Source organism: Nonlabens dokdonensis (assembly GCF_002162835.1).
GTDB classification, from domain to species: Bacteria; Bacteroidota; Bacteroidia; order Flavobacteriales; family Flavobacteriaceae; genus Nonlabens; species Nonlabens dokdonensis_B.
The window spans coordinates 13,614-39,233 of sequence record NZ_MAAX01000028.1; the positions used below are offsets into that span (position 1 = coordinate 13,614).

Annotated in this window: 27 protein-coding genes; 17 read left to right on the plus strand and 10 right to left on the minus strand. The window is 33.8% G+C overall.

The genetic code is table 11. The features are described 5' to 3' along the window. The first annotated feature begins 73 nt into the window (after positions 1–73). From A9Q93_RS01670 to A9Q93_RS01700, 7 genes are all read left to right on the plus strand, one after another. Entirely contained in the window at positions 74–751 is a 678-nt protein-coding gene (locus tag A9Q93_RS01670; RefSeq protein ID WP_303685645.1) for an NAD-dependent deacylase, read from the plus strand. Positions 752–790: 39 nt separating this feature from the next. Further along, complete coding sequence (locus tag A9Q93_RS01675; protein ID WP_303685646.1) at positions 791–1,225, plus strand: hypothetical protein; 435 nt, start codon at positions 791–793, stop codon at positions 1,223–1,225. Between the two features lie 37 nt (positions 1,226–1,262). After that, positions 1,263–1,733 (plus strand): hypothetical protein, encoded by a 471-nt coding sequence (locus tag A9Q93_RS01680; protein WP_303685647.1) that lies wholly within the window; start codon positions 1,263–1,265, stop codon positions 1,731–1,733. A gap of 28 nt (positions 1,734–1,761) precedes the next feature. Then, positions 1,762–2,322, plus strand: a complete 561-nt coding sequence (locus A9Q93_RS01685; RefSeq protein WP_303685648.1) for an adenylosuccinate lyase — start codon at positions 1,762–1,764, stop codon at positions 2,320–2,322. Between the two features lie 56 nt (positions 2,323–2,378). Next, positions 2,379–3,719 (plus strand): adenylosuccinate lyase, encoded by a 1,341-nt coding sequence (gene purB, locus A9Q93_RS01690; RefSeq protein WP_303685649.1) that lies wholly within the window; start codon positions 2,379–2,381, stop codon positions 3,717–3,719. 259 nt (positions 3,720–3,978) lie between these two features. Further along, the gene (locus A9Q93_RS01695; protein ID WP_303685650.1) at positions 3,979–4,134 is read left to right on the plus strand and encodes a YqaE/Pmp3 family membrane protein; all 156 of its coding nucleotides are present in this window, start codon (positions 3,979–3,981) and stop codon (positions 4,132–4,134) included. Between the two features lie 38 nt (positions 4,135–4,172). Further along, positions 4,173–4,745, plus strand: coding sequence for a hypothetical protein (locus tag A9Q93_RS01700; RefSeq protein WP_303685651.1), 573 nt, complete (start codon positions 4,173–4,175; stop codon positions 4,743–4,745). A gap of 71 nt (positions 4,746–4,816) precedes the next feature. Here the strand turns inward: A9Q93_RS01700 and A9Q93_RS01705 are convergent, their stop codons facing one another. Then, positions 4,817–5,515 (minus strand): hypothetical protein, encoded by a 699-nt coding sequence (locus tag A9Q93_RS01705; RefSeq protein WP_303685652.1) that lies wholly within the window; start codon positions 5,513–5,515, stop codon positions 4,817–4,819. Between the two features lie 255 nt (positions 5,516–5,770). Between A9Q93_RS01705 and A9Q93_RS01710 the strand changes: the two genes are divergently transcribed. Further along, entirely contained in the window at positions 5,771–5,941 is a 171-nt protein-coding gene (locus A9Q93_RS01710; RefSeq protein ID WP_303685653.1) for a YqaE/Pmp3 family membrane protein, read from the plus strand. Positions 5,942–6,026: 85 nt separating this feature from the next. Here the strand turns inward: A9Q93_RS01710 and A9Q93_RS01715 are convergent, their stop codons facing one another. The 3 genes from A9Q93_RS01715 to mazG are packed head-to-tail and all read right to left on the minus strand — an operon-like array spanning position 6,027 to position 8,228. Continuing rightward, positions 6,027–6,677 carry a hypothetical protein gene (locus A9Q93_RS01715; RefSeq protein WP_303685654.1) on the minus strand — a complete coding sequence of 217 codons (651 nt, stop codon included), beginning with the start codon at positions 6,675–6,677 and terminating at the stop codon, positions 6,027–6,029. After that, positions 6,677–7,453 carry a hypothetical protein gene (locus tag A9Q93_RS01720; protein ID WP_303685655.1) on the minus strand — a complete coding sequence of 259 codons (777 nt, stop codon included), beginning with the start codon at positions 7,451–7,453 and terminating at the stop codon, positions 6,677–6,679. Before A9Q93_RS01720 ends, A9Q93_RS01715 begins: the two co-directional genes overlap by 1 nt. 1 nt (position 7,454) lies before the next feature. Then, a complete protein-coding gene (mazG, locus tag A9Q93_RS01725; RefSeq protein WP_303685656.1) occupies positions 7,455–8,228 on the minus strand; it encodes a nucleoside triphosphate pyrophosphohydrolase in 774 nt (257 codons plus the stop codon). A 133-nt stretch (positions 8,229–8,361) separates the two neighbouring features. On the opposite strand from mazG, the gene A9Q93_RS01730 reads away from it, so the two are divergent. The 4 genes from A9Q93_RS01730 (at position 8,362) to A9Q93_RS01745 (ending at position 11,090) form a co-directional block, all read left to right on the plus strand. Continuing rightward, positions 8,362–9,135, plus strand: coding sequence for a co-chaperone YbbN (locus A9Q93_RS01730; RefSeq protein WP_303685657.1), 774 nt, complete (start codon positions 8,362–8,364; stop codon positions 9,133–9,135). A gap of 36 nt (positions 9,136–9,171) precedes the next feature. After that, positions 9,172–9,948: an O-methyltransferase gene (locus A9Q93_RS01735; RefSeq protein ID WP_303685658.1), complete on the plus strand. Its 777-nt coding sequence runs from the start codon at positions 9,172–9,174 to the stop codon at positions 9,946–9,948. A 288-nt stretch (positions 9,949–10,236) separates the two neighbouring features. Continuing rightward, positions 10,237–10,938 carry an ABC transporter ATP-binding protein gene (locus A9Q93_RS01740; RefSeq protein WP_303685659.1) on the plus strand — a complete coding sequence of 234 codons (702 nt, stop codon included), beginning with the start codon at positions 10,237–10,239 and terminating at the stop codon, positions 10,936–10,938. After that, the gene (locus A9Q93_RS01745; RefSeq protein WP_303685660.1) at positions 10,926–11,090 is read left to right on the plus strand and encodes a hypothetical protein; all 165 of its coding nucleotides are present in this window, start codon (positions 10,926–10,928) and stop codon (positions 11,088–11,090) included. Before A9Q93_RS01740 ends, A9Q93_RS01745 begins: the two co-directional genes overlap by 13 nt. Positions 11,091–11,350: 260 nt before the next feature. Here A9Q93_RS01745 and A9Q93_RS01750 read toward each other — a convergent pair whose 3' ends face one another. Further along, complete coding sequence (locus tag A9Q93_RS01750; RefSeq protein ID WP_303685661.1) at positions 11,351–13,336, minus strand: DUF3352 domain-containing protein; 1,986 nt, start codon at positions 13,334–13,336, stop codon at positions 11,351–11,353. Between the two features lie 153 nt (positions 13,337–13,489). On the opposite strand from A9Q93_RS01750, the gene A9Q93_RS01755 reads away from it, so the two are divergent. Beyond that, positions 13,490–16,159 (plus strand): T9SS type A sorting domain-containing protein, encoded by a 2,670-nt coding sequence (locus tag A9Q93_RS01755; RefSeq protein ID WP_303685662.1) that lies wholly within the window; start codon positions 13,490–13,492, stop codon positions 16,157–16,159. 124 nt (positions 16,160–16,283) lie between these two features. Here the strand turns inward: A9Q93_RS01755 and A9Q93_RS01760 are convergent, their stop codons facing one another. The 3 genes from A9Q93_RS01760 to A9Q93_RS01770 form a co-directional block, all read right to left on the minus strand. After that, a complete protein-coding gene (locus tag A9Q93_RS01760) occupies positions 16,284–17,081 on the minus strand; it encodes an alpha/beta hydrolase (RefSeq protein WP_303685663.1) in 798 nt (265 codons plus the stop codon). Positions 17,082–17,226: 145 nt separating this feature from the next. Beyond that, positions 17,227–18,855, minus strand: a complete 1,629-nt coding sequence (locus A9Q93_RS01765) for an acyl-CoA carboxylase subunit beta (RefSeq protein ID WP_303685664.1) — start codon at positions 18,853–18,855, stop codon at positions 17,227–17,229. Between the two features lie 120 nt (positions 18,856–18,975). After that, positions 18,976–20,616 (minus strand): SulP family inorganic anion transporter, encoded by a 1,641-nt coding sequence (locus A9Q93_RS01770; RefSeq protein WP_303685665.1) that lies wholly within the window; start codon positions 20,614–20,616, stop codon positions 18,976–18,978. A 195-nt stretch (positions 20,617–20,811) separates the two neighbouring features. Here A9Q93_RS01770 and A9Q93_RS01775 point away from each other — a divergent pair, with 195 nt between their 5' ends. Then, positions 20,812–22,209 carry a hypothetical protein gene (locus A9Q93_RS01775; protein WP_303685666.1) on the plus strand — a complete coding sequence of 466 codons (1,398 nt, stop codon included), beginning with the start codon at positions 20,812–20,814 and terminating at the stop codon, positions 22,207–22,209. Between the two features lie 180 nt (positions 22,210–22,389). On the opposite strand, the gene A9Q93_RS01780 is transcribed toward A9Q93_RS01775, so the two are convergent. Then, the gene (locus tag A9Q93_RS01780) at positions 22,390–23,562 is read right to left on the minus strand and encodes an FKBP-type peptidyl-prolyl cis-trans isomerase (RefSeq protein ID WP_303685667.1); all 1,173 of its coding nucleotides are present in this window, start codon (positions 23,560–23,562) and stop codon (positions 22,390–22,392) included. 80 nt (positions 23,563–23,642) lie between these two features. On the opposite strand from A9Q93_RS01780, the gene A9Q93_RS01785 reads away from it, so the two are divergent. Genes A9Q93_RS01785 through A9Q93_RS01795 form a run of 3 tightly spaced genes read left to right on the plus strand, consistent with a single transcriptional unit; the run spans position 23,643 to position 25,088 of the window. Beyond that, positions 23,643–24,020: an RNA-binding S4 domain-containing protein gene (locus A9Q93_RS01785; protein ID WP_303685668.1), complete on the plus strand. Its 378-nt coding sequence runs from the start codon at positions 23,643–23,645 to the stop codon at positions 24,018–24,020. Then, positions 24,017–24,604, plus strand: a complete 588-nt coding sequence (locus A9Q93_RS01790; protein ID WP_303685669.1) for a methyltransferase domain-containing protein — start codon at positions 24,017–24,019, stop codon at positions 24,602–24,604. Before A9Q93_RS01785 ends, A9Q93_RS01790 begins: the two co-directional genes overlap by 4 nt. Then, positions 24,594–25,088 (plus strand): phosphoribosyltransferase family protein, encoded by a 495-nt coding sequence (locus tag A9Q93_RS01795; protein ID WP_303685670.1) that lies wholly within the window; start codon positions 24,594–24,596, stop codon positions 25,086–25,088. The genes A9Q93_RS01790 and A9Q93_RS01795 overlap by 11 nt, the downstream gene beginning before the upstream one ends. On the opposite strand, the gene A9Q93_RS01800 is transcribed toward A9Q93_RS01795, so the two are convergent. Continuing rightward, positions 25,080–25,620: shikimate kinase (locus A9Q93_RS01800; RefSeq protein ID WP_303685671.1), on the minus strand; the 541-nt coding region annotated here is incomplete at its 5' end. The two genes, A9Q93_RS01795 and A9Q93_RS01800, sit on opposite strands and share 9 nt — an antisense overlap.

Here is a 25,620-nt window from a genome sequence, read left to right on the forward strand (position 1 = left end):
CTGTAGAGCGGAATCGGCTAAAAACTTTCTCAGTCTATTTAAAATCTACTACTTTTAAACGTAAAATACAGAAATGAAAAACCTAGTCGTATTAACAGGCGCTGGCGTAAGTGCAGAAAGTGGTATTTCTACCTTTAGAGATGCTGGCGGATTATGGGAAGGACATGATATTATGGAGGTTGCCTCTCCAGAAGGATATGCGGCAAATCCTGCGCTAGTTCTAGATTTTTATAATAAACGACGTGCACAACTTAAGGAAGTTGAACCTAACGAGGCACATTATTGCATAGCAGGATTAGAACGTAATTTTAATGTAAACGTGATCACACAAAATGTAGACGACTTGCATGAACGTGCTGGGTCTTCAAACGTCATTCACCTTCATGGAGAGCTTAAAAAAGCTAGAAGTTCTAAAAACAGTAACGAAATTATAGTATGGGAAAATGACATCCATCTAGGCGATTTGAGTGAGGATGGATCGCAATTGAGACCGCATATCGTATGGTTCGGTGAAGAAGTGCCTGCCATGGAGCAAGCTATTGAAATAGTATCAAAAGCCGATGTGTTGTTAATAGTAGGAACATCGATGCAAGTCTATCCTGCAGCAGGATTAAGGGATTTTACACCTAGCCACGCTCCTATTTACTTTGTTGATCCAGCACCTAGCTTAGAAAGCTCAACAAGATTAACAGTTATTAAAGAAAAAGCTGGTAAAGGAGTTCAAATGGTAGCTGATTTATTGAGTCTATGACTGTTCAAAAAGTTTTGTATTTTTAAAAAACAATTGATTATGAATTACTTATCAATTTTATTATGTTGTGTACTATTTATAAGCTGTACTAATAAAGTTCAAGAAAAATCAGATATTGAGACCAATAAAGGCAAGTTTTTATGGACTGTAGAATGGACTAATGGCGTTCAAGAAGATCCAATGAAAATGACTAAAACAGTTTACGTACTACTGAGTGCATCAGATGCTCCTAGATCTATTTGTGATGGTGAGAATCTTATTTCTACTAGTGTTTATAAAGAACTATGGAAAAACGACAATACAGTTGAGAAACCTGTCTGGAGTCTAAGAAAAGACGATAGCAGCATTTTAAATTATCAAGATGTTTTTCAAGAGTTTTGTGAAAATGATAAGGCTATTTTTGCAACCGTAGATTTAAACAAATTTGATTATCCTTTATTACAACGTTATCCATTATTTCAAGAAAAGGAGTAATAAAATCGAAATCATCCATTAACTTAAGACTAAAACTATGAAAGTCAGAATCGCTCTTATATTAGTAACGATATTCTTTTACAATTGCGATACGCATACTAAAGATTATTCTGATTTAGAATCAATTACTTTCTATAATTCTGAAGGAAATGAAGTCAGTATGGATAATGTAAAAAAGGAGTGGAACACTAATTTAAGTGAAGTAACTGATTCTGCTTTATTAAATCCTCCAGAGTTAAAAAAGCTTAGCGTTAAAATAATACGTGATAATGCTACAAATGAAGATTATTTGGTTCTTGTAGCGTCCACATCTCATAAAAATGCCTATTCTGGTAAAATCATCTCTTCATTTAAAGACGGCTTTCTATTAAGTGATGAATCTGTCATTTGTGTAAATTGTGGCACTACTTTTAAAGGAGAATTAGTTAATGGAAAATGGATTTGTGCAGCTGATGATAGCAACAAAGATGATTGTATCAAAATAAATACTGTTGAGAAGTCTTTTTAAGAATTACAGTAATAAGATCCACTGATTGATGACAGCACAAGAATTATTAAAACAATTACAACAACTTAAAGCCTATAAAAAAGATCGAGTACGATTAGGTGAAGCTGCAGTTTTCAATCATTTATTACCAGACTTACTCCATTTGTGCCATCCATCCAGTGGTGTTTCTCATCAGGCAGCCTGGTGTTTAGAACAATCTTTCTTATTACATGAAAAAGCTTGTTACCCTTTTCTATCGCAAATTTCAGAATTATTTGTGCTCCATCTTAGTTCTTCTGCTATGCGGTCCTTATGTAAAATTGCGAGTATTTGTGCAAAAAGTTATTACAATAGCAAAGCACATCCTATTCAAGAAATACTCTCTTACACTATGCGTGAAAAAATGGTAGAAGGTTGTTTCCAGCAATTAATAACTACAGATAAAACAGCAAACATGGCTTTTTCAGTTTATAGTTTATATGAATTCGGGAAAGAATTTCACTGGATCTATCCAGAATTGATTCCTATTTTGAATCAAAAACTACAAGAAAACTACGGCAACGGATTTAAATCTAGTGCCAAAAAGATCTTAGCAAAAATAGAATCTTAATTAAAAGGAAATGATCTTTTAAAATCGTATTTTTACACGCTTTAAAGTTAGAAACTATGCCTATTGCTTTACAAGCTATCTCTCCTATCGATGGACGTTATCGTTCTAAAGTCGAATCCCTTGCAAATTATTTTTCTGAGTCTGCATTAATACGATATCGTATTCTCATAGAAGTGGAATATTTTATCGCTTTAAGCGAAAGCGGAATTAAACAACTACAACCGTTAAAACCAGAAACTCAAGAACAATTAAAGGACTTATATCGCAACTTTACTGATGAGCATGCGCAAGCTATTAAAGACATAGAAAAAGTCACAAATCACGATGTAAAAGCCGTGGAATACTTTTTAAAAGAGCAATTTGATAAACTAGGTTTATCTACTCACAAAGAATTTATTCACTTCGGACTTACTTCACAAGACATTAATAATACAGCCATACCACTTTCTATAAAAGATGCGATAGAAAATGTGTACCTGCCAGAACTAGAACGAGTGAGAGATGAGCTCCACAAGCTTTCTAAAGAATGGAAAGACATTCCACTTCTAGCTCGTACACATGGACAGCCAGCTTCACCTACGCGATTAGGTAAAGAATTTTATGTTTTTGTGGTGCGCATAGAAGAGCAAATGCACATGCTAGAACAAGTACAGCATGCAGCAAAATTTGGTGGTGCCACAGGAAATTACAATGCACATCATGTGGCCTTTCCTGAAGTAAACTGGCAAAAATTTGGTGAAGACTTTGTTGAGAACCGTCTAGGTTTAAAACATAGTTTCCCAACTACTCAAATTGAGCACTATGACCATATGGCTTCACTTTTTGATAATCTAAAAAGAATCAACACCATACTAGTCGATTTAGACAGAGATATATGGACCTATATTTCAATGGATTATTTCAAGCAAAAAATTAAAGCTGGCGAGATAGGTTCTAGCGCGATGCCGCATAAAGTAAATCCTATTGATTTTGAAAATTCTGAAGGAAATTTAGGAATTGCAAATGCGTTGTTTGAACATCTAGCTGCAAAACTCCCTATTTCTAGATTACAACGAGATCTTACGGACTCTACTGTGTTAAGAAATGTAGGTGTTCCACTAGCTCACACTATTATTGCCTTTAAAGCGACATTAAAAGGTCTAGGGAAACTTTTATTAAATGAGTCTAAAATAGCACAAGACCTAGAGAACAACTGGGCAGTTGTGGCTGAAGCTATACAGACCATCTTGCGTCGTGAAGCTTACCCTAATCCTTATGAGGCTTTGAAAGAACTTACTCGTACTAATGAAAAGATAACTGGAGACAGCATCGCTACCTTCATTGAAACTCTAGATGTGAGCGAAGATATTAAGAAAGAAATGCGTGTTATTACACCTAGTACATTTACAGGGATTTAAATCTGTTTACATATTAAATTTATTTTTAAAGCTCCTAACTTAATGGTTAGGAGCTTTTTTTTAATCTCGCTTTCGCGAAAGCGGAATTATCAAAAAGCTTTCCACCCAAACAAATTAACACTATTAAGAAATAATCATTAATTTTAATATAATTTTTGTTAAAAACATTCTGTAACTGCTAATATTTTATCAATTGAATAAATATTAAGTAATTCAGATAGAGAATGCTCCTACCTTTGGGATTATAAAACCAATAAACATGAACATTTTAACAATTATCCTTAACATTTTTATTCCGCCACTAGGTGTGGCTCTTGCCAAGGGAATAGGTAAAGATTTTATTATCAATTTAATACTTACTCTACTATTCTTTATTCCTGGAGTGATCCACGCTTTTTACGTGACGGCCAAATAAATTTAAACCATTTCAATTAACCTTAAAAAAATAGAATTATGAAAACTAAGATATTATCAATAGCAGCAATAGTGGCTTTACTTGTAAGTTGCGATATTAAAAAAACAGAAAGCGGAGAATTACCTGAAATAGATGTAGATGTTACAACAGAAGCTGGTGATTTACCAGAGTACGATGTAGACTGGATGGATGTAGACGTAAAAACTACTACAAGAATGGTAGAAGTACCAAAGCTAGTGGTAGTTATGGAAGAGGAAGAAGTAGAAGTTCCAGTACTAGACATAGATATGCCTGGTGATAAGTCTGAAAGAACCTTAATGGTAGAAACTGAAATTAGTGGTACAGATGCTGATTTAGAAATACAAGAAGTGCGAGCTACTAAAAATAAATTATATGTAATTGCTACTTTAGAAAAGGGTGATACCGATTTAGAAGGTAAAACTATACGTAAGCAAGATCAAATCGACATCAACGCGCCACAATTAGATGTAGAATATATAATTGTAGGAGAACGTCCTAACAGAAAATATAATAATAACAATATGTATGTAGCGAGTATGAATGACTTAAGCGCAACTGTAAAAGATGCGAGAGTAATATACTCTGACTAATTATTATAATTAAATAGCTTTGAAAAAGTTAGACCGATGAATATATTCATCGGTCTATTTTTGTTTTAATATCAATGAATATGTTTAATTGTAACCGTTCCTATTGCTGATGTTACTTTAGAAATATATAATTGATTTTCTGGAAGTAAACTCATATCTATTTGATTTTCCACGTATCTTCTATTTATATCTTGAACTAATTGTCCTTGTAAGTTGTAGGTCTTTACCGAGTAATAATCTGCCGTATCAAAAACAAGCGCTTCATTTACTGCTGTTATCTTAAACTCTTCCTTTTCAAAAATATTATTACTAAGAGTTGCTGGTTGCCATCCGTAATCAGAACCTTTTAAATCTGCGCTTTGCCTGCTCAAATCAGTAGCGATAATAATAAAGTACCAGTCATTAACATTTAATCCTTGAGGTAGACTTACCATGTTCAAACTAGGCTCTTCTTGATACATTCTACCAGCTACATCGATTTGAGCTACATAAGCATTTACAGTAGTATCAAAATTAAATGGAATAAATGTAGCGGTATCACTAAAATCGTCATGATAATCCCAGGTTGTAGGATCTGCATCAGTATCAAGACCAGTATAAAGTAAAAGATTAGGGTTACTCATAGGATCAAAAAGTGAATAATCATTATTTGATCCGTAGGTTATAGTAATTGAACCAGTGTTTATATCTACAGGATTAGGTGTAATGACTATTTGTGCTCCTGAATAAATCGTTGAAAGGAATAGAATAATGAGTAAAATTTTTTTCATCTTATAACATTTTGTTGAAGTAAAGATAGCATCAAATTGATTTTAATAAAAATATTACTTTACTATTACTATGCTTTGAGATGTTTATAATCAACAGTTTATATATACTCCAATTGCAAATTAAATATTTATGATTGACAATTAAAGCACGTGTCGTTAATAGATTCTTTTCAACCATTCATCGTCTTGAATAAGCTTTAAGACTTATTTAATATTAATAAAAGAGAATACAATTTATGTTTGTAGGAAAAAGCAATGAAAAAATTAACAATTATATTAAATGTTTTGGCACCTCCCATCAGTGTTTTCCGTAAGCGTGGAATTCATAATGATCTAGCTATAAACATTTTACTCACCTTAATGTTTTTTATTCCTGGGATTGTACATGCTTTTTACATCACATCTCAGAAAAACGGAATATTATAGAGGATTATTTTTCGATCGAATAGACTTATCATATACATAAACGTTTTAATTTCTTTAATCTTTCTTCTTTAAGAAAATTCACTTGCTAATTTATTGTTTCATATCGCGTCTCAAGTTCTATATGTGGCGCATTTTTATTTAAAAAAGCAATAAGATTCAGTATATCTCCATCAGTCATTTTGTAACCGCCTAATCGATCTCTACGACCATCCTTTGCAATCACTGAGATCTTGTTGTAACTAATTTTTATCTTTTGAAATTCTTTTATTGGAGCTTCGTAAGTAGCCGTGGATTCTTGAAAATAAAGTAGATCATTCTTTATGATTACAAATCTTTTTTCAAAGGAATCATCTATATATAAATACAAGAATATTGATATTAAAAGCGCAATAATTAAATAGACTAAAAAATTCTTGAAACTCCAGGAAGGAATAGAATTATTCAAATCATCATTAAAAATGCTATAAACACCTATAATTAATACAAAGTAATTAAAAATTTTAAACCTTTTTTTATCTCCAGGTAAACCTACCTGTGTGCTCTCAGTGTTATACCATTTGATAAATATGTGATATATAAAATAAGCAATAATCACTATTGAAAAACAAGCCTCTTTGTGTTCTTTAAAAAATTCTAGATTGCGCACCACGATGTATAAGATGACCAAAGTTATGGTGAATAGCATTAGTTTAATGCTCTTATAATCTGACTTCAAAAACTGATTAGAATTCCACATTAACCTTCTTGTTTATTATCGTTGAAAATTTCTAGCCTAGTTTCATAGATAGACACTGAAATTTCAGGCATGTGTTCGCTTAAAAAACTTTTTAACTGTAATTGTTCTTTCTCGTCTAGTTCAAAATCGTTGAGCATTTCTATCTTTCCTTCCATCGGAAAAAATGAAAGATGCGTTCCAGCAATTTTTATTTGTTTGAGGTCTTTCAATAGAACGTATTTTTCTCCTTTTTTATAATCAACTCTAAGTTTATCTGATTCGATTTTAATAATCCTTGTAGTTTTATTCTCATCCTTAACCACTAAACCTCCTAAAATAATAAGAATCCAAAATGAAAATATATAAATGAATAGATCATCAGCTACAAAATTATAATCCTTCACAAAGACAAAATAACCAATTAATCCTATCAATGCACAAAATGCTATAGCTGCTAGAATCCTATAAATAATAAGTTGTTTTGCGTAAACAGATAAATCTAAGATTACACCGCTATTAAAATTAGTACACGTTACGTCATTGTAATGGAGAAAAAATCTATAAAAGAGAGCCCAAACTAATCCTAATAAAATCCATATAGCAATCATCAAAGAATTGCTATCATCAAAGAAATAATAGTTATCTGTAAAAATTGAAATTATAAAAGCAATAGGTAAAAAAGAATAATGTATGTAATCCAAGTAACTTTTTCCTGAAACGCTTTTAATCAAACCTTCTTTGATCTCAAAAAAGGCAAGAACCTTACACCTTAAAGATTTATCAGTAATATTATTCATACTACACCTTCTTCGCCTCTTCCCAAAACACATCCATTTCTGACAGTGTCATATCGCTCAGCTCCTTCCCTATTTCTTTAGCTTTACCTTCTAGATATTGAAATCTTTTGATGAATTTTTTATTTGTTCTTTCTAGTGCATCTTCTGGATTCACGCCTAGATGCTTGCCATAATTGACAAGTGAAAATAGCACATCACCAAATTCGGCCTCGATCTTATCCTTATCTCCTGATTCTACCTCTACTTGCAACTCTGCCAGTTCCTCTTCTAGTTTTTCTTTTACTTGCTCTGGCTTTTCCCAGTCAAAGCCTACACCAGCCACTTTATCCTGAATACGCGAACTTTTAACCAACGCTGGTAAGGATTTAGGGACTCCTTCAAGGACGCTTTTTTTCCCTTCTTTTAGTTTCAACGCTTCCCAGTTGGCTTTTACCTCTTCTTCATCTTTTACTTTTACGTCGCCATAAATATGGGGATGACGCGAGATCAATTTATCACAAATACCATTGGCCACACTGGCGATATCAAAATCACCAGTCTCAGATCCTATTTTTGCATAGAAAACAATATGCAGTAATAAATCACCTAGTTCTTTAGGAATCTCTTTCATGTCTTTGTCTAGAATCGCATCGCCTAATTCATAGGTTTCCTCAATAGTAAGATGACGCAACGATTCTAGCGTTTGCTTGCGATCCCAAGGACATTGCTCTCGCAATTCATCCATAATGGTTAATAAACGATCTATTGCGGCAAGCTGTTCTTTTCGGTTGTTCATTGATGAATTATATTTTCTATTCCTAGGAACTTTTTGTGATTTTTGAGTATTACATTCGTATTACTATTGATGATCTCGCTTTCGCGAAAGCGGAACACCCAAACAATAATACTGGCATAAAATTAGTTAGTAAATGAACAAAAATCTCTATATGCGCATTCTATTTATAATTACTTTTTCACTTTTACTTTCTAGCACTATTACCGCTCAAAAATATGTGACCGATGCCACGATGGAAGAAACCGTAATGGTTCAAGATGACCAAATCAAAGTACTTTACTTCACAGCTCCATGGTGTGGACCTTGCCGTGCCATGGCTCCTACCATTGAGTCCATTGCAAATGATGAAACACTAGATGTTACCATCTATAAAATGAATACTGATGATAATTTGAGTGATGATATTTTACAAGTCAACTCCATACCAACTTACTTCTTTATTAAAAACGGTCGCAAACTAGGACAAAGCGGTAGCACCATGCGCCGTGCCGAAATGGTAAAACTTATAGAGCGTCACGATAAAATGACAGTATCTGGTGATCTACTCGCTTACAAAGGCAAGCCTTCAAGATATGAAATCGTTGAAGGTGCTCATGAAAAACTCACTAAAAAGAATTTAGAAACTTTGTGGTATAGCAGTCATCAATTGAATGAGCTAGCTTGGAAAATCTACCAAAACCTTGAAGATCAAAAGGACCTCAAATGTGCTCTTGTTCTCATAAATAGATCGATAGAATTAGAAACTTATGTATCTAATCTAGAAACCAAAGCACATTTGCTACATAAATTAGGTGATTCAAAGCAAGCATTAAAAACTGCCAAAAAAGCAAAAAAACTTGCTTCTCAAGAAGGTGAATCTACGGCAATTATCGAGCAACTTATGGAACAAATTAAAGCCGATTCATAAATTAAACAGCATCTTTGTAGTTATTAAATTTGCGCTTTGTTTCATCTAGTTTTTGCTTATTTCTCGCACCTCATCAAGTCTTTTCACTTGCATGGGATTCATTCACCATTTATTTTTCAGCTGGAGAAAAAATGTTTACGAGATGACTCTGTAAAGGAAGATTATGAGTTGTTATCTCGCTTTCGCGAAAGCGGAGCCGCATCTAACCTTATCCTTAACATTGAAGATCATGGTGCTGGTAGCAGGGTTTTTAAAACTAATGAGCGCAAGGTTGCCAAGATCCTGAAACATAATTGTAGTAACAAGAAAGATACCCAACTTTTGTATAGATTGTGCGCCTATTTTGAGGTGAATCATGTGCTAGAATTAGGAACATCGCTAGGCGTTGCTACACATGCGATGGCTGTTTCACGACCACAAGCTCAAATCACTAGCGTAGAAGGAAGTCCTGAAGTTTATGGGTTTGCTAAGAAACAATTGCAGGAAAATAACATTCAGAATGTAGAACTTATCTGCTCCACTTTTAAAGATTTTCTATCGCAGCATAAAGAAGAAAAACTCTATGATCTTATTTATGTAGATGGGCACCACGATGGAGATGCAACTATTACTTATTTTAAAAGTATTCTAGCTCACGTACACAATGACTCTGTGGTGGTTTTTGATGACATCTACTGGTCGTCAGACATGACTCGTGCGTGGAATCAAATCTGTAAGCATTCTAAAGTGACGGCTAGTGTAGATTGCTTTGATTTTGGGCTGATATTTTTCAGAAAAGAGCAATCTCAAGAACGTTTTTTTATAAAACTATAGGTTTAACCGTTTTACAGACATCTTAATAAACTCCTTTCCTTAGAAAAGGAAAGGTGGGCAAAATGAGTAGAACGAATTTTGGTCGGAAAGGTTAGAACAGATGATGGTATTTATTTAAAAAAATGAAACTTTTTCCCCAACCCTAATGGCTAAGGTTTTTAAATGAGCTCAAAACTAAAGTTGAAGTTATTTTTGATTTTGATTTTAAAATTACTTTTATCTAAAATCTGTAACTAAAAAAGCTTTGAGGCGTCATACTCGTAAATCTAAAATTCTTAATTTAGTTCCATGAGTGAAAATGTCATCGAAGTACGCAATATTATACGTGATTTTAAACTAGGGTCAGAAACCGTTCATGTATTGAAAGGAATAGACCTGGACATAAAAAAAGGTGATTATATTGCTTTTATGGGACCTTCTGGTTCTGGTAAATCTACATTGATGAATCTTCTTGGATGCCTGGACACGCCTACAGCAGGAAGTTATAAACTCAATGGGACAGATGTTTCTAGCTTAAGCGATGATCAACTCGCCGAAATTAGAAACACAGAGATAGGTTTTGTTTTCCAGACGTTCAATCTTTTACCTAGAACTACGGCGCTAGATAATGTGGCATTGCCTATGATCTATGCAGGTAAATCAAAGAAAGATCGCAAGGCTCGTGCTGAAGAAGTCTTGACCAGCGTAGGACTTGTAGATAGAATGGATCACCAGCCCAACCAGCTTTCTGGTGGACAACGCCAGCGTGTTGCCGTAGGAAGAGCATTAGTTAACAATCCATCCATCATCCTTGCCGATGAACCTACAGGAAACCTGGACTCGAAGACTGGAGTAGAAATCATGGCACTTTTTGATAAAATCCATGCCGACGGTAATACCGTCATATTAGTAACTCACGAAGAAGATATTGCAGAGCATGCGCATCGCGTGATAAGATTGCGTGATGGAATAGTAGAAAGTGATATAAGAAATAGACCATGGAAATCTTAAGTGAATACAAAGACTGGATTTATATATGCGGCGTATTGCTCGCTTTTGTTGTATTTCTATTTTGGAATAAGAGCAAACAAGGAAGTATTAAAGATCGTAAAAGACGTAATTTTAAACAGCGCATTCAGGAAAAGCGTGAGGAAAGGAAGTAGTCTTTGAGTTTGTGAGTTTGTGAGTTTTACTCTTGCGCAAGCCGCATTGTCCTTACTTCGACAAGATGAGTTCAGGTCGGACATTTTACCAATGGGAAAACCTTAGAAACTCATTTCGATAGTTTTCATGTTAATAGTGATAAGGATGTAAATAGTTCTTCCATATTTATTAAGAATATCTTGCCAAATTTTTTGGAATGATAAAAAAGATTCTAAGAGATCCCTGATAATTTGCTCAAGCAAATTTCTGGGAATTTAAATTAAAATCGCTCTTTGTGATACAGTTTACCGTTTCTTAAGTAGGCTTTCCACTTGCCATCTTTTTCTCCTTCATCAAAGCGACCTGAAATTTTGAGCTGGCCATCAAAATAGTATTCTTTATAACGACCATCTGGCATACCATCTTTTAAATATACCTTCATTTTGGTCTTTCCATTAGTATACTTTTGCTCGTAAAAATTGGCTGTAAAATCATCTGGAAAAATAGGTGGTATATCAAAAACAGTTTCCTTACTAATTTCTTCTTTTCTTATAGTTACAAAATCTAGTGGTAGGTCTTTTGTTCGTTTCTCTTGCTGCAAGGCTTCATGATCATAATCTTTATCATAGTGAATCATCGCCTTAGATTGAAAAACAGATTCTTGTGCTGTTAACTCCAGTCCAAATTGGGTGAATTGTGAGAAAAAGGTTTTATTTAAGTCTAACTCTTCCTTTGAAGATGAAGTCAAATACTTTGAAGATGCATCTATCAATTTATTAGTGTCTACATATAAAAACACATTACTTTCTGAGCTAAATTCATCTTTAAAATCCTTATAATATTCATCCTCAACAAGGGTTTTTCCAGTTTCTTGAGCGTCTATAAATAGTTTAAGTGTCTTGGGCGAATTACTAAATACTACAAAATCATCAATGACTGTATAGTAGGGCTTCTCAATAGCGTCAAACAATGAGCCAGCAATCAGTTTAAAAAAGCCTTTTAAATCTAAGTAATTGATTTTGTAACCTCTATAGTCTACTTCTTTAAATTTTACTGGCGTGTTCTCAGCAATTTGTTGCTCCACAAACTTTAGCCGCTCGATGGCATCGTCTGTATTTTTGGCTTTTAGGATTACGGCAATTCCTTCTTTTTCAGATATGTTTTTTGAGTCCGCTTTCGCGAAAGCGAGTTCATCATCCATCCAAGAATAAAAGTCACGTTCTAGATCGATTTCAACCAAGTCTTCTATTTTTTTTCTTCCTTGCTTATATTCATTAAACAAACTAGGGTTTTGATTTTCTAGTAAGTCATAAAAATTACCATGCAGTTCTGAAAACTCATCAAATCCAAAACTTAAAAACAAGACTGTTTCCTGCGGCAAAATCTCACTAACGGTTACCTTACTGGTTCCAGAATCATAAAGAGCAGTGATTAAACTTTGGGCGGTTTGGTCGCCGTTAGAATAGCCATTTGCATTTAACAACCGGTCAGAATCTACATCTATATGAAAACCAGAGAAGTTAAAATGCTCCTCAAACAGCTCAACGATGGCGCTATTTTCATTAGAAAATGCTTTATAATAATCCGTTAGGTATTTGTGATTGAGATAAAACCTAAATAGATCTTGCTGTTTTACCTCTCGCTGGATTTCCAAGAATTGTAAATCACGACCTATTACTGGAGATAGATATTCATCGATACTTTTCTCAACCAGAGTATGCGTGTAGCTGGCAAGCATTTGGTTTTCTATAAAAGCAAGAGATAAAATCTCGTAAGTACTTTTATCTGTGATTTCAGTGATTTCTACCTCATTGTAAATGCGTTTAGTAACATCATAATTCTTGTTTACCAGTTGGTTGATATTGTTTTTAATAAATTCAAATCTAGAGAGTTTTTCCATATCTACGACATACAAAAAAGCGTAGTCATCTCTTTTAATCATATGAGCACTCATAAAGACATCTCTATTACCGATGATCTCAAAAAGATCTGTTTTGGATTGAAAAATGGTGTCTAGCGCATTGAGTTTTGCACTCATTTTATGGATGGTTTCATTTGTTTGTAAATGATCCCATATCTCGCTTTCTGCCAGTGTATTCATGTTGCGCAAAGGATCATCCATCTCTATAAAAAAGACCGCGTCTTGCGGAATTAGATAAGTGGCATTAATTCTATCTTCTTGAAGAGTGAAAAAGGCAATGACTTTATAAATCAATACAACCATCACAATCAATAAAGCAAAATAGAGGTACTTTTTTCTAATCATAACTAATCATAAAAGAATTACTTTATTATTATTTGAATTCAAGAATTTTTATAAAACTACAACAAAAAACACCTCTTACGAAAATACCCCTCAAAGGGTATTGTATCAGCTATTTATCCAAAGTAATTTAGAAGGGTACTAAAACACGATATTATGAGAATAAAATTACTAGTAATCATAGCCTTTTTATATAACCTTTCTATACTTCAAGCTCAACCAGCTGATTTCATGGTAGGTAGATATACCTTAGTTAATGGATCTACGACAATAGGCCCAGCGTTTAACGATTTTAATATCGCAGAAGGTGTTGTTGATATTTCCATAGGAAGTCAACCAAATGAAAGAGTTCTCACAGTTCAATTATTACCTAATAATAATGGAAGTGTTAATCAAATAATTATAGACCTTAGTTCAAATGAATTTTTATTCCCAATTGTAGGATCTAATCTTGCTTGTGGTACAGGATCTCCTATTATTACCTACGGCCCAGCGGCCACTGGCATGAATAGTACATGGAGTGTGATGGCTGGCGATCAATCGTTAACTATTAATTATACTGAAAACACTTTGCTATCTTGTGGATTATCTACCGCACAGTCCAGTTTTATTCTCACCGAGTTCCCTACAGATCAAACATATGTGCCAGATGACAATTTCGAATTAGCGTTAATTAACTTAGGTTATGATACCGTCTTAGATGACATGGTCACAACAGCAAATATAAGTGGACTATTGAGTCTTGATATTTCAATGCAAAGTATTTCAGACCTTACCGGAATCGAAGATTTTATCACTCTAGAAAGTTTATCTGTAAGCAACAATTTTTTAAGTGGCACACTAGATCTAAGCAGTTTACCAAATTTGAAAATCCTTGATGCTACTGCTAATTCTCTAACAAATTTTCTTGTAAACAATAATACTATTGAATATTTATTGTTGAATAATAATAACATTTCGAGACTTGATTATAATACGTATCCGGTATTAGAGCGTTTATTTTTGAATAACAATCAATTAAATGGATCACCTAACATCTCTAGTTCTATAGAACAATTAGGGTTAGAAAACAATTTAATAACCTCTATCGATTTAAGTAATGCTAGTTCTTTAAGTTTTGTTTATTTAACTAATAACCAATTGCAAACTATAGACTTAAGAAACGGTAACAATAGTATAATTTCTGCATTTGATGCTACCGTAAATAATAACTTAACTTGTATAGAGGTAAGTGATGTAGCTTTTATGAATGCTAACTTTAGCGCAGGTATAGATAGTGGACAAATGTATGTTGCCGCATGTAGTACTGCAACGCAAACCTATGTGCCGGATTCCAATTTTGAACAAGAATTAATAACACTAGGATTAGATACTGTATTAGATAATTATGTTACTAATTCTAATGTAAGTAATGTTGAAGCACTTAACCTAAGTAATAAATCCATCGCTGACTTCAGAGGACTTGAAGCGTTTGTAGCTCTAGACACTTTAAGAGCTAGAGGCAATATGTTATCAAATTTTGATTTTTCCTCTGTGCCTAATACTAGGTATATAGATTTAGGACAGAACCCTTTAACAGTAGTTGATTTGAGTCCTGCTACGGCAATCACTTATTTAAGTCTAGATTTTATTTTCGGAATACAAAGTATCGATCTATCAAGTAATATTAATTTGGAGGAATTAAGAATGCAACTTTCTGCAGTAAGTACAGTAGATTTTTCTAATAATCCTAATTTAAAAACTTTCTTTTTAGCAGGTTCTAATAATCTAACATCTGTAAACACAATTAACAATCCATTACTTGAATATTATGATGTTTTTATTTGTCCTCAATTACAAAATATCGATATCTCTCAAAATCCATTACTTGAATACATTCGTTTTGGTGGATCAGTTACAAGGCCTGGAAATGACTACCCATTTACTACTATGGATTTTTCAAATAACTCCAATCTTGTTACAGTTCTAAATTTGGGTAGCAGAATATCTTCATTTGACATAACAAATTTGGCTGATTTAGAATCACTGATATGGCAGAATAGTGAAGTTACGAGCTTAAATATTAATAATAATATTCTGCTCAAATCCCTTAACTTGTTTGATAACCAAATCAACAATATTGATTTGAGTCAAAATATACTTTTAGAAACCTTAATTATCAATGACAACCAAGTCTCATTGTTAGATTTAGCTGTACAAACAGATTTAAAAAATCTTAACGTAGCTGATAACAATTTAAGCTCTTTAAATCTAGATAATAATATCATTCTTGAATTTTTCTATGCTCAGAATAATAGTTTGACATCTTTAGACCTTTCTAACAATAACCTATTACAGCAACTTCGACTACAAAACAATTCTTTGACAGAATTAAATCTAAATAATGGCGCAAATACATTATTAATACCTAACGATCCAGTAGATCCTGCCAATCAAAATTTATGGAGTATAAATATAATTAACAACCCTAATTTGAATTGTATTGAAGTGAGTGATATAAATTATATGAATACCAATTTTACTTCAAATGTTGATAGCACTTCATCATTCAGTTTAAGTTGTACTACTGCAAGTATTGAGAAAGAGGAAGTTGAAGTATCTTTTTATCCAAATCCTACAAGCGATAAGATATATATTCAATCTCAAAGTAATCTTATCAATGCGGTATCTATTTATGATATGAATGCCCGTTTAGTAAAACAACAAAGTTTTGATAATACTCTAGAACAGACACAATTAGGAACTGAATCATTATCTCAAGGTCAGTATTTGCTTGTCATAGAAACAGCCGATGGCAAAGTTGTTCAAAATTTAATTAAGGAGTAATTTAAACTAATTTCATTTTATCAAAAAGCCCCATAACACAGTAAGTAATTATGGGGCTTTTCGTATTGAAAAAGTTAAAATAGTAAATGCAAAATAAAGTTACTGCATCATTTATTAAGTTTCTTTATTTTAAGATTATTTCTAATTCTTGTAATGCTACTGTATTACCAGCTATATTCATATGTCCTTGTTTCTCTAATTTAGTAAACGGTAAATTAAATTCCTCACTTAACATCACTGACGATTCTACTGGAATCACTTCATCTTTATCACCATGAAATAAATAAACAGGAGCATCAACATTTTTTAAATATTGATTTGTGGCAAGCTCATATCTTAAAATAATCATAGGAATTATAGGGTAATTGCGTTTCATCATGTCTGTCATGCTGTAGTATGGAGCATGCAAAATGAGCTGCGCTGGATTATTTTGAGAAGCTAGATAAGAAGCAACACCAGTTCCTATGGAATAGCCTATTATGAAAATTTCATCTTCAGAATAGCTGTTTTTTAAATCATCATAAATGAATTGCATGTCTTCAAACCATTCTTCTTGTTGTGTTATTTCATCACTACTCTTACCATAACCTGCATAATCGACCATAAATACATCATAGCCTAAAGGTAAAAAATGCTCGGACACATTTCCTACAGATTTTAAACTACCTCCGTTACCATGAAGATAAAGAATAACGCCTTTTGCATTCTCCTGTGGAAACAATAATGTATTAATGGAGTGACCTGTACTAGTTACAATATCCCTTTCTACAAATTCATGTTTGAACTCAAATTGAAAGTCTTGCTCTAATTTTTCTGGATGAAAAAGCAATTTCTCTTGATAGAAATATAGCAAACCACATATAGCTAAATAACTTGCGAGTGCAATTATAAGTATGCTTTTGAGGAGTTTTTTGAAATTCATTTGGGTTTTAACAACTGTGAATTAAGAAACTAAATTAAACAAATTAAACATGTGTAGAAGGTGTAAATTATACTACACAATAAAATCCCAAACTTTTAACGGTTTGGGATTCAAAATTTCATTTTTCAAGTTCGATTTCAAGTTCTTACGTCTGTATCACCCCTAGATTAAAATCTTTTGTGATAGGTGCGTGATTTGCAGCTTCTATTCCCATGGAAATCCATTTTCTGGTATCACGTGGATCGATAATGGCATCAGTCCAGATTCTTGATGCTGCGTAGTAAGGAGAAACTTGCTCATCGTAGCGATCTTTCGTTTTAGCAAACAATTCCTTTTCTTCTTCTTCAGTCAGTTTCTTACCTGATTTTTCTAGACTCGCTTTTTCTATTTGCATTAATACTTTTGCAGCACTATTCCCACTCATTACAGCAAGCTCTGCACTAGGCCATGCAAAAATCAAACGTGGATCATAAGCTTTACCACACATCGCATAATTTCCTGCGCCGTAGCTATTTCCTATCACCACAGTAAATTTAGGAACTACAGAGTTAGAAACTGCATTTACCATCTTTGCTCCATCCTTAATAATACCTCCATGCTCTGACTTAGATCCGACCATAAAACCTGTTACATCTTGTAGAAATACCAGCGGAATCTTCTTCTGGTTACAGTTTGCTATAAATCGAGTTGCTTTATCGGCACTATCGCTATAAATCACTCCGCCGAATTGCATTTCACCTTTCTTAGTTTTTACGATCTTACGTTGATTTGCCACAATACCTACTGCCCAACCGTCCATACGCGCATAACCAGTGATTATAGTCTGTCCATAACCATCTTTATAGGCCTCAAAAGAATCTGCATCTACCATACGATTGATTAATTCCATCATATCATATTGTGCATTGCGCTCTCTAGGAAGCGCGCCAAAAAGCTCATCAGGATCTAACGCAGGCTTCTTTGCCTCTACTCTGTTGAATCCTGCTTTATCACTATCTCCTATTTTATCAAATATCTTTTTGATTTTATCAAGAGCATCCTTATCATCCTTAGCTTTATAATCTGTCACACCGCTTATCTCGCAATGTGTCGTTGCTCCACCTAACGTTTCATTATCTATACTTTCCCCTATTGCTGCTTTTACTAAGTAAGATCCTGCAAGAAATATGCTTCCAGTTTTATCTACTATAAGAGCTTCATCGCTCATAATAGGTAAATAAGCACCTCCAGCAACACAACTTCCCATTACAGCTGCAATTTGAGTAATTCCCATACTGCTCATTACTGCGTTATTTCTAAATATGCGACCGAAATGTTCTTTGTCTGGGAAAATCTCATCTTGCATAGGAAGGTAAACACCTGCACTATCTACAAGGTAAATAATAGGTAGTCTATTCTCTATAGAGATTTCTTGTGCACGCAAATTTTTCTTTCCCGTGATAGGAAACCAGGCTCCTGCTTTAACAGTAGCATCATTTGCCACAACAATAACTTGTCGCCCTTGCACATAACCTATTTTAACTACCACGCCACCGCTAGGGCAACCACCGTGTTCTTCATACATACCTTCACCTGCAAATGCTCCTATTTCAATAGCATCTTCCGCACTATCTAGCAAGTAATCAATGCGCTCACGAGCGGTCATTTTTCCTTTTGCATGATGTTTTTCAATACGTTTCTTACCGCCGCCTAGAGCAACTTTGGCCAGCTTTCTTCTGAGATCAGAAAGCAACATTTTATTATGATCTTCGTTTTTATTGAAGTCTAAATCCATCGATTGAGTTGTTTGCTCAAAAATAGGGATTTTGTTTGTTAGAAAAATGTGAATTGTTCCGCTTTCGCGAAAGCGAGAACAGAAAATATAAGATAATCACAAGTAGTATTTAATTGATAATTACACCTCAGCGTCCATCAAATCTGTAGCGATGTGATAACGAGGATCTTCTATACTACTTTCTATTATGGTATCAAACTCTGGATTATTGCGCATAAGCAAATCTTTACATTCTGGGCTTAAATGTGTTAACTTTATCTCTTTACCTAAATCCAAATATCTATTTGCTACACCTCGTAAAGCCTCTATACCAGAGTGATCTTGAACTCTAGACTCAATGAAATCAATTTCAATTTTATCTGGATCATTCTTAGGATCAAATTTGCTATTAAAATCTGTTACTGAACCGAAGAATAACGGTCCCCAAATTTCATAAACTTTAGTACCGTCTTCTTTAAAACTTTTGCGAGCTCTAATGCGCTTTGCACTTTCCCAAGCAAACACTAGTGCAGAAATTATAACACCTACAAATACAGCTATAGCTAAATCAAAAAATACCGTTACTAAAGAGACGATTATTAATACAGCAGCATCGGCTAGCGGGATTTTGCGTAAAATTCTAAAACTAGACCATGCAAACGTCTCTATAACCATCATAAACATGACACCTATTAATGCTGCTATAGGAACTTGTTCTATTAATTTATCTGTAAAAAGTATAAATGTCAGTAAGGTAACAGACATCATCACGCCAGATAATCGTCCACGTCCACCGGCGTTGATATTGATCACTGTCTGACCTATCATACCACAACCTCCTGTACCTCCAAAGAGACCACTCACAATATTTCCTGCTCCTTGAGCCACGCATTCTCTATTACCACTACCACGAGTATCTGTTAATTCATCTACTAGGTTCATGGTCATTAAAGATTCTATGAGACCTACTGCAGCAGCAAGAAATGCATATGGTAAAATAAAAGTAAAGGTGCTATAGTTTAAAGGAAGGTTGTTCCAAAGCTCTAGATTAGGTGTAGGAAGCTCACCTTTAAGACCAGTTCCTCCACCTTCTATAATATAAGATCCTACGGTGCTCACTTCAAGATTTGCAAATACTACAACGGCTGTGGTTACCAGAATAGCGGTCAGTGCAGCCGGTATTTTCTTGGTTAGTTTAGGTAATAACCATACTATTGCCATGGTAAGCGCTACTAATCCTATCATGATATAGAGTTCTGTTCCTTGCATGTATGTAGAAACATACTTTTTAACACCATCTGCTCCTACTTCAAGATTTTTATGTGTAAACATTTTTACTTGAGCCAGAAAAATCACTATAGCCAGACCATTAACAAATCCCATCATCACTGGATGCGGTATGAGCCTTACAAATTTCCCTACTTTAAATACACCAGCTACAATTTGAATCAAGCCCATAAGAATGACGGTGGCAAATAGATAATAAAAACCCATATTTTCAATAGGTGTCTCAAAGGCCATTCCTCTTTCATGACCTTTAATTATCAAGTCTATAAAAATTACCGCAACTGCTCCTGCTGCTCCTGATATCAATCCAGGTCTACCTCCAAAAAGTGCCGTTATTAACCCTATAATAAATGCTCCAGAAAGAGCTACTAATGGATCTATTCCTGCAACAAAAGCAAAAGCAACTACCTCTGGAATCATAGCTAGAGAAACTGTAATACCAGCTAATATGTCATCCTTTGGATTTTTTGTAAAGTTGTTAAATATATGGAGCATAACGCTTTAATTTTAAGCGTGCAAAAGTACGTTTTTAATGACGAATTAAAGCCGATTATTTTTTACATATTCATACAGGCGCAAATACCCCATAAAGGGTATTTTAATAGCAGGAGCATTTATATATTTTTGATAATCAATCAACTAATATATATTATGAGAACCTATGTATACCTTTGTATTTGCCTTATAGCTATGCAACACCTGTCTGCACAATCCTATTCTGGATTAGAATTAGACAATTTTTCTGGAATTAACAGCTTAACATTTAATCCTGCAAATGTTGTGGACAGTCGTTTTAGAGCAGATATTAATATAGCCACCGTAGGAAGCACTATTACTACCGATTATTTTGGCATTAATCTTTCTAATTTAATAGATAATCCAGACGGCTTTGATTTTGATGAAGACAGCCAGACATTTCCTAGTCAAGCAAATAATTTATATTTAAACCTAGATGTATTAGGACCATCATTTATGTTTAACCTAGCGCCTAAACATGCCTTAGGTATTACTACTAGAGTAAGAGCTTTTATGAATGTAAATAGAATTAATGGATCACTTTATGAAACGCTTTCTGAGGATGATGCATTTGATAATGATATCAATATTGATATGGAAAATCTTAATGGAACTATTCATGCATGGACTGAGGCAGGGCTGACTTACGGTATGGTATTATATGACGGGAAAAATCATTTCTTAAAAGGAGGAATTACACTCAAGTACCTACAAGGTGCAGGTGCTGTATTTTTTAATTCAGACCGTATTCAAGGTAACTATGATGCTGCCGGAGACACTATCACTGCAAATGGAGATTTAACTTATGGACAGACCTTAGATGATACAAATGACGAGAATGACGAGTTTAAATTTGGTAGTGGTTCTTCTGGATTTGCAGCAGATTTTGGGCTGATGTATGAATACCGTCCCAATTTAGGAGACATAAAAATGGACTCTACTTCTTTAAAAGGTCATAATCAATATAGATTCAAACTAGGACTTTCGCTACAAGACATGGGTAAATTGAGCTATGAAAATGTAAATGTTGAAGAGTATGTGATCTCAGGCACGGTAAGCGCAGATGATTTTGAAGAAGATTTTCAACAAGGTCTAGAAGATAATTATGATCAAACCAGCACAGTGCAAAATGTAGACTTACAATTACCTACCACATTAAGATACATGGCAGACTATAGGATAAATCGCAATTTATATTTAGGACTTTCAGGTGTACTGTCCTTAAATGATGATACCAGCCCTTTATCAAATAGAAGATTAAATTACATGAGTATCGTACCGAGGTATGAATCTAGATTATTTTCATTGTATACCAACCTTAGTGTTATGGAATACTCAGATTTTATATGGGGCGCAGGATTCAGATTCTGTTTACTTACGGTAGGTAGCGGCTCGATAATAAGTAACCTTATAACTGATGATTCACGAGCTGCCGATGTTTATGCTGGAGTAAAAATCCCTATACTACAATCGAGATATTCTAAGGAAACAAAGCAGTTGAGAAAAGAAGAAAGAAGAAAAGCTAAAGCAGAAAGACAAAAACGTAAAGCTATAGAGAAAATGGATAAATGATAGAAGGTAAATGATAATGTAGGTAGGTCATTACGCTTTCGCGAAAGCGTAACTGTAAATAATTCTTTTAATACTTATCAATTTGTTTTAAAAATATATCCAAATGTGGGATAACTAGAAATAAAAAACGAGTTTTAAAATCTATTAAAACTCGTTTTTAGTTAATAAGGTTATTTAGGTTTAAGAATCAGAATCAAGATAATCAGGTATTCCATCACCATCAGTATCAAGCGCATCTACGGGATTTCCATTTCCGTTAGGGTCTGCATTTTCTTGAGCGGTAGGAATTCCGTCTCCATCATCATCAGCATCCAGATAATCTGGAATACCATCGCCATCTGTGTCAACAGCATCACCAGGATTTCCATTTCCATTAGGATCTGGATTTTCAAACCTGTTTTGAATACCATCGCCATCTAAATCAATATTTACCTCATCTGCATCAAGGTAACCAGGAATACCGTCGCCGTCTAAGTCTTCGGCATCGTTGGGATTCCCATCACCATTAGGATCTGCATTTTCAAAAATAGTAGGAACGCCGTCGCCGTCATCGTCATTATCTATGTAATTATATAAGAAGCCTCCTAAACTTCCTAGGTCATTATCTGTATTATCTCTAGGATTAGGTGATGTTAAATCTCCATCTTCATCAATATCTTCATACAAAGATCTTATTCCATCATTATCGTGGTCTGTGAACCGAACACTTCTTACCTGATAAGTGAATATTATAGGAGAATATGCAGGTATTCCAGATACAGTAGTACTAAAGTAACCTAATCCAGATGGCATAAAAACAGCGCCTATACCTGAATCTTGATAACTGAATGTTCCATCACCATTAGGTGTTATTGAGGAAGCCTCATTGAGCTCAGTAACTCCAGCCGTAAAACCATCAACTACTGATGGTAAATCAAACCAAACCGAGTTAATAGATCCATCAAATATGGTATTATCTAAAAGTCTTCCCTCGTAGGAAACAAGTGTACTGTCTGCAAACGTAGGACTTAAAGGTCCACCACCTTGACGCACTTTCAATGTGAAGTATGTGTAATCAATACCATCTCTACTTAAAACCTTAGATGTAACTTGACTTGAAAGTGGAATCTTAGAAGAGTTAGCACCTGCTATCGTGTCAAATTCAATTTTAAAGTCTTCACCTGCTGGATTTGTATCAAACTCTTCGTAATTATAAAAGTGTGTATCTAGATAATTTTGTAACTCTATCAGGTCTTCTGTATAAACTTCGGTTCTATCTCTTACGGCAATTCCGTTCCCATCATCATCATTACCGCACGAAGAAATTAAAAAGACTGCGATTAATACAGTGATCAAATATTTTATTTTTTTCATCATCAATTTTTATAGCCTTCAAAGATACTATTTTCAGTTATTTTTGTGTTGCTATGATAACGTTTAATAACAAATGATTTATGCGAGTTGATAAATATTTATGGAGTGTACGTTACTACAAAACTAGGAGTAAGGCCACAGATGCCGCAAAAAAAGGACGTATAAAAGTTAACGGTGCAGTTGTTAAACCGGCTAGAGATGTCTATGCTGGAGATATCATTGACCTACGAAAAGATCAAATTGAATACAAAGTTGAAGTTATAGACTTACCTGAAAGTCGTGTAGGGAACAAAATTGTTGGTTTATATAGATTAGACAGAACTCCTAAAGAAAATTTTGAAGCTAAAAAGTTAATAGCGCTCAATCAAGATTACTACAGAAAAAAAGGAGAAGGAAGACCTACAAAAAAGGACCGACGAGACCTCTCTGATCTATTAAACCAAGACGAGGAAGAATGAATTTTGATCAAAATTACTGGCAAAATAGATATCAAAATGACTTAACAGGTTGGGACTTAGGTCATGTTTCTCGACCTTTAAAATTTATAATTGACAACTTATCAAATAAACAAATATCTATTTTGATTCCAGGAGCTGGAAATGCTTATGAAGCGCTATATCTATTACAACTTGGTTTTAAAGATATTACCGTATTAGATATTGCACAGCAACCGCTGAAATTATTATCACAAAAAATCAGAGATACTAGTTCTTTAAAAATTATTCATGAGGATTTTTTTAATCATACTGGAGCTTATGATCTAATTTTAGAGCAAACCTTTTTTTGTGCGTTACATCCTCATTTACGTAGCAAATACGTCTCGATGGTTCATGAATTATTGAAAACTGGCGGTCAATTAGAAGGTGTACTTTTTAATTTCAATGGAATTAGAGAGTCACCACCATTTACAATTAGTGAAAAAGAATATAAAGAGTTGTTTCAAGAAAAATTTGACACCATTCAATTAGAAAAGTGTTCAAATTCTGAAGACTCTAGAAAAAATAAAGAATTAATAATTAAGATCATTAAAAATGGGAAGTGAAATATTAAGTCACAATCAGGTGGAACATAAAATAAGAAGAATAGCATTTCAAATAGCAGAGGTATACCTGAATTACGATAAAGTAATTCTAGCAGGAATCGATTCAGGTGGATATACCTTTGCTAAAGAAATTAAAAAAACACTGTCTAAAATTATTTCTATTGAAATAGTATTATGCAAAGTGATTATTGATAAAAATAATCCATTAGAACCTATTAAAACTTCATTGACAGAAGATCAATATAAAGATTGCGGTGTCATTCTATGTGATGACGTACTCAATAGCGGTACAACCTTAATTTATGCTGTAAGACACTTCTTAAACGTTCCCTTGGCACGACTCAAAACTGCTGTTTTAGTAAATAGAAACCATAAAAAGTATCCAGTAAAGGCTGATTTTAAAGGAATCTCTCTATCTACAACTCTGGAAGAACATATTGAGGTTCAATTAAGTAAGAAACCATTTAATGTTACACTAGAATAGTGACGATTCAATTTTGTCTACGACTTGTTTAGGCAACAATTCATTAATCGATATTATTGTTTTAGCTTTTCTATAAAATTGCCGCCTTTCAAATAGATGTTTACCAACAAATTCTGTCAGTTCCTCTTGAGTAATTATATTTTCAATTAGCGGTCTAGTAGATTTTTTTGGAAACAGTCTACGCACTAATTCTGGAATGGATACATCTAAATACACAGTATGTACATCTGCTCTTGAATTTAAATATTGCATAGCCTCAAAATAACATGGGGTTCCTCCTCCTAATGATAGAATTATATTTTTTTCTGGTTTCAAAAGCGCTTTTAAAACTTCATTTTCTAATTTCCGAAAATAAATGACTCCATTCTCATCAAATATTTGTGAGACTTTTTTGTTTTCCAGTTTTTCTATTTCATCGTCTAGATCAATAAAATTATAATTTACTCTCTCTGCAAGTAGTTTTCCAATAGTCGATTTACCTGACCCCATGTAACCTAACAACACGATTTTTAAAGACATATAGCATTCTATT

Coding starts and splice junctions, on each gene's coding strand:
- A9Q93_RS01670 (WP_303685645.1), top strand. CDS start 74: ATGAAAAACCTAGTCGTATTAACAGGCGCTGGCGTAAGTGCAGAAAGT.
- A9Q93_RS01675 (WP_303685646.1), top strand. CDS start 791: ATGAATTACTTATCAATTTTATTATGTTGTGTACTATTTATAAGCTGT.
- A9Q93_RS01680 (WP_303685647.1), top strand. CDS start 1,263: ATGAAAGTCAGAATCGCTCTTATATTAGTAACGATATTCTTTTACAAT.
- A9Q93_RS01685 (WP_303685648.1), top strand. CDS start 1,762: ATGACAGCACAAGAATTATTAAAACAATTACAACAACTTAAAGCCTAT.
- purB (WP_303685649.1), top strand. CDS start 2,379: ATGCCTATTGCTTTACAAGCTATCTCTCCTATCGATGGACGTTATCGT.
- A9Q93_RS01695 (WP_303685650.1), top strand. CDS start 3,979: ATGAACATTTTAACAATTATCCTTAACATTTTTATTCCGCCACTAGGT.
- A9Q93_RS01700 (WP_303685651.1), top strand. CDS start 4,173: ATGAAAACTAAGATATTATCAATAGCAGCAATAGTGGCTTTACTTGTA.
- A9Q93_RS01705 (WP_303685652.1), bottom strand. CDS start 5,515: ATGAAAAAAATTTTACTCATTATTCTATTCCTTTCAACGATTTATTCA.
- A9Q93_RS01710 (WP_303685653.1), top strand. CDS start 5,771: ATGAAAAAATTAACAATTATATTAAATGTTTTGGCACCTCCCATCAGT.
- A9Q93_RS01715 (WP_303685654.1), bottom strand. CDS start 6,677: ATGTGGAATTCTAATCAGTTTTTGAAGTCAGATTATAAGAGCATTAAA.
- A9Q93_RS01720 (WP_303685655.1), bottom strand. CDS start 7,453: ATGAATAATATTACTGATAAATCTTTAAGGTGTAAGGTTCTTGCCTTT.
- mazG (WP_303685656.1), bottom strand. CDS start 8,228: ATGAACAACCGAAAAGAACAGCTTGCCGCAATAGATCGTTTATTAACC.
- A9Q93_RS01730 (WP_303685657.1), top strand. CDS start 8,362: ATGAACAAAAATCTCTATATGCGCATTCTATTTATAATTACTTTTTCA.
- A9Q93_RS01740 (WP_303685659.1), top strand. CDS start 10,237: ATGAGTGAAAATGTCATCGAAGTACGCAATATTATACGTGATTTTAAA.
- A9Q93_RS01745 (WP_303685660.1), top strand. CDS start 10,926: ATGGAAATCTTAAGTGAATACAAAGACTGGATTTATATATGCGGCGTA.
- A9Q93_RS01750 (WP_303685661.1), bottom strand. CDS start 13,336: ATGATTAGAAAAAAGTACCTCTATTTTGCTTTATTGATTGTGATGGTT.
- A9Q93_RS01755 (WP_303685662.1), top strand. CDS start 13,490: ATGAGAATAAAATTACTAGTAATCATAGCCTTTTTATATAACCTTTCT.
- A9Q93_RS01760 (WP_303685663.1), bottom strand. CDS start 17,081: ATGAATTTCAAAAAACTCCTCAAAAGCATACTTATAATTGCACTCGCA.
- A9Q93_RS01765 (WP_303685664.1), bottom strand. CDS start 18,855: ATGGATTTAGACTTCAATAAAAACGAAGATCATAATAAAATGTTGCTT.
- A9Q93_RS01770 (WP_303685665.1), bottom strand. CDS start 20,616: ATGCTCCATATATTTAACAACTTTACAAAAAATCCAAAGGATGACATA.
- A9Q93_RS01775 (WP_303685666.1), top strand. CDS start 20,812: ATGCAACACCTGTCTGCACAATCCTATTCTGGATTAGAATTAGACAAT.
- A9Q93_RS01780 (WP_303685667.1), bottom strand. CDS start 23,562: ATGAAAAAAATAAAATATTTGATCACTGTATTAATCGCAGTCTTTTTA.
- A9Q93_RS01785 (WP_303685668.1), top strand. CDS start 23,643: ATGCGAGTTGATAAATATTTATGGAGTGTACGTTACTACAAAACTAGG.
- A9Q93_RS01790 (WP_303685669.1), top strand. CDS start 24,017: ATGAATTTTGATCAAAATTACTGGCAAAATAGATATCAAAATGACTTA.
- A9Q93_RS01795 (WP_303685670.1), top strand. CDS start 24,594: ATGGGAAGTGAAATATTAAGTCACAATCAGGTGGAACATAAAATAAGA.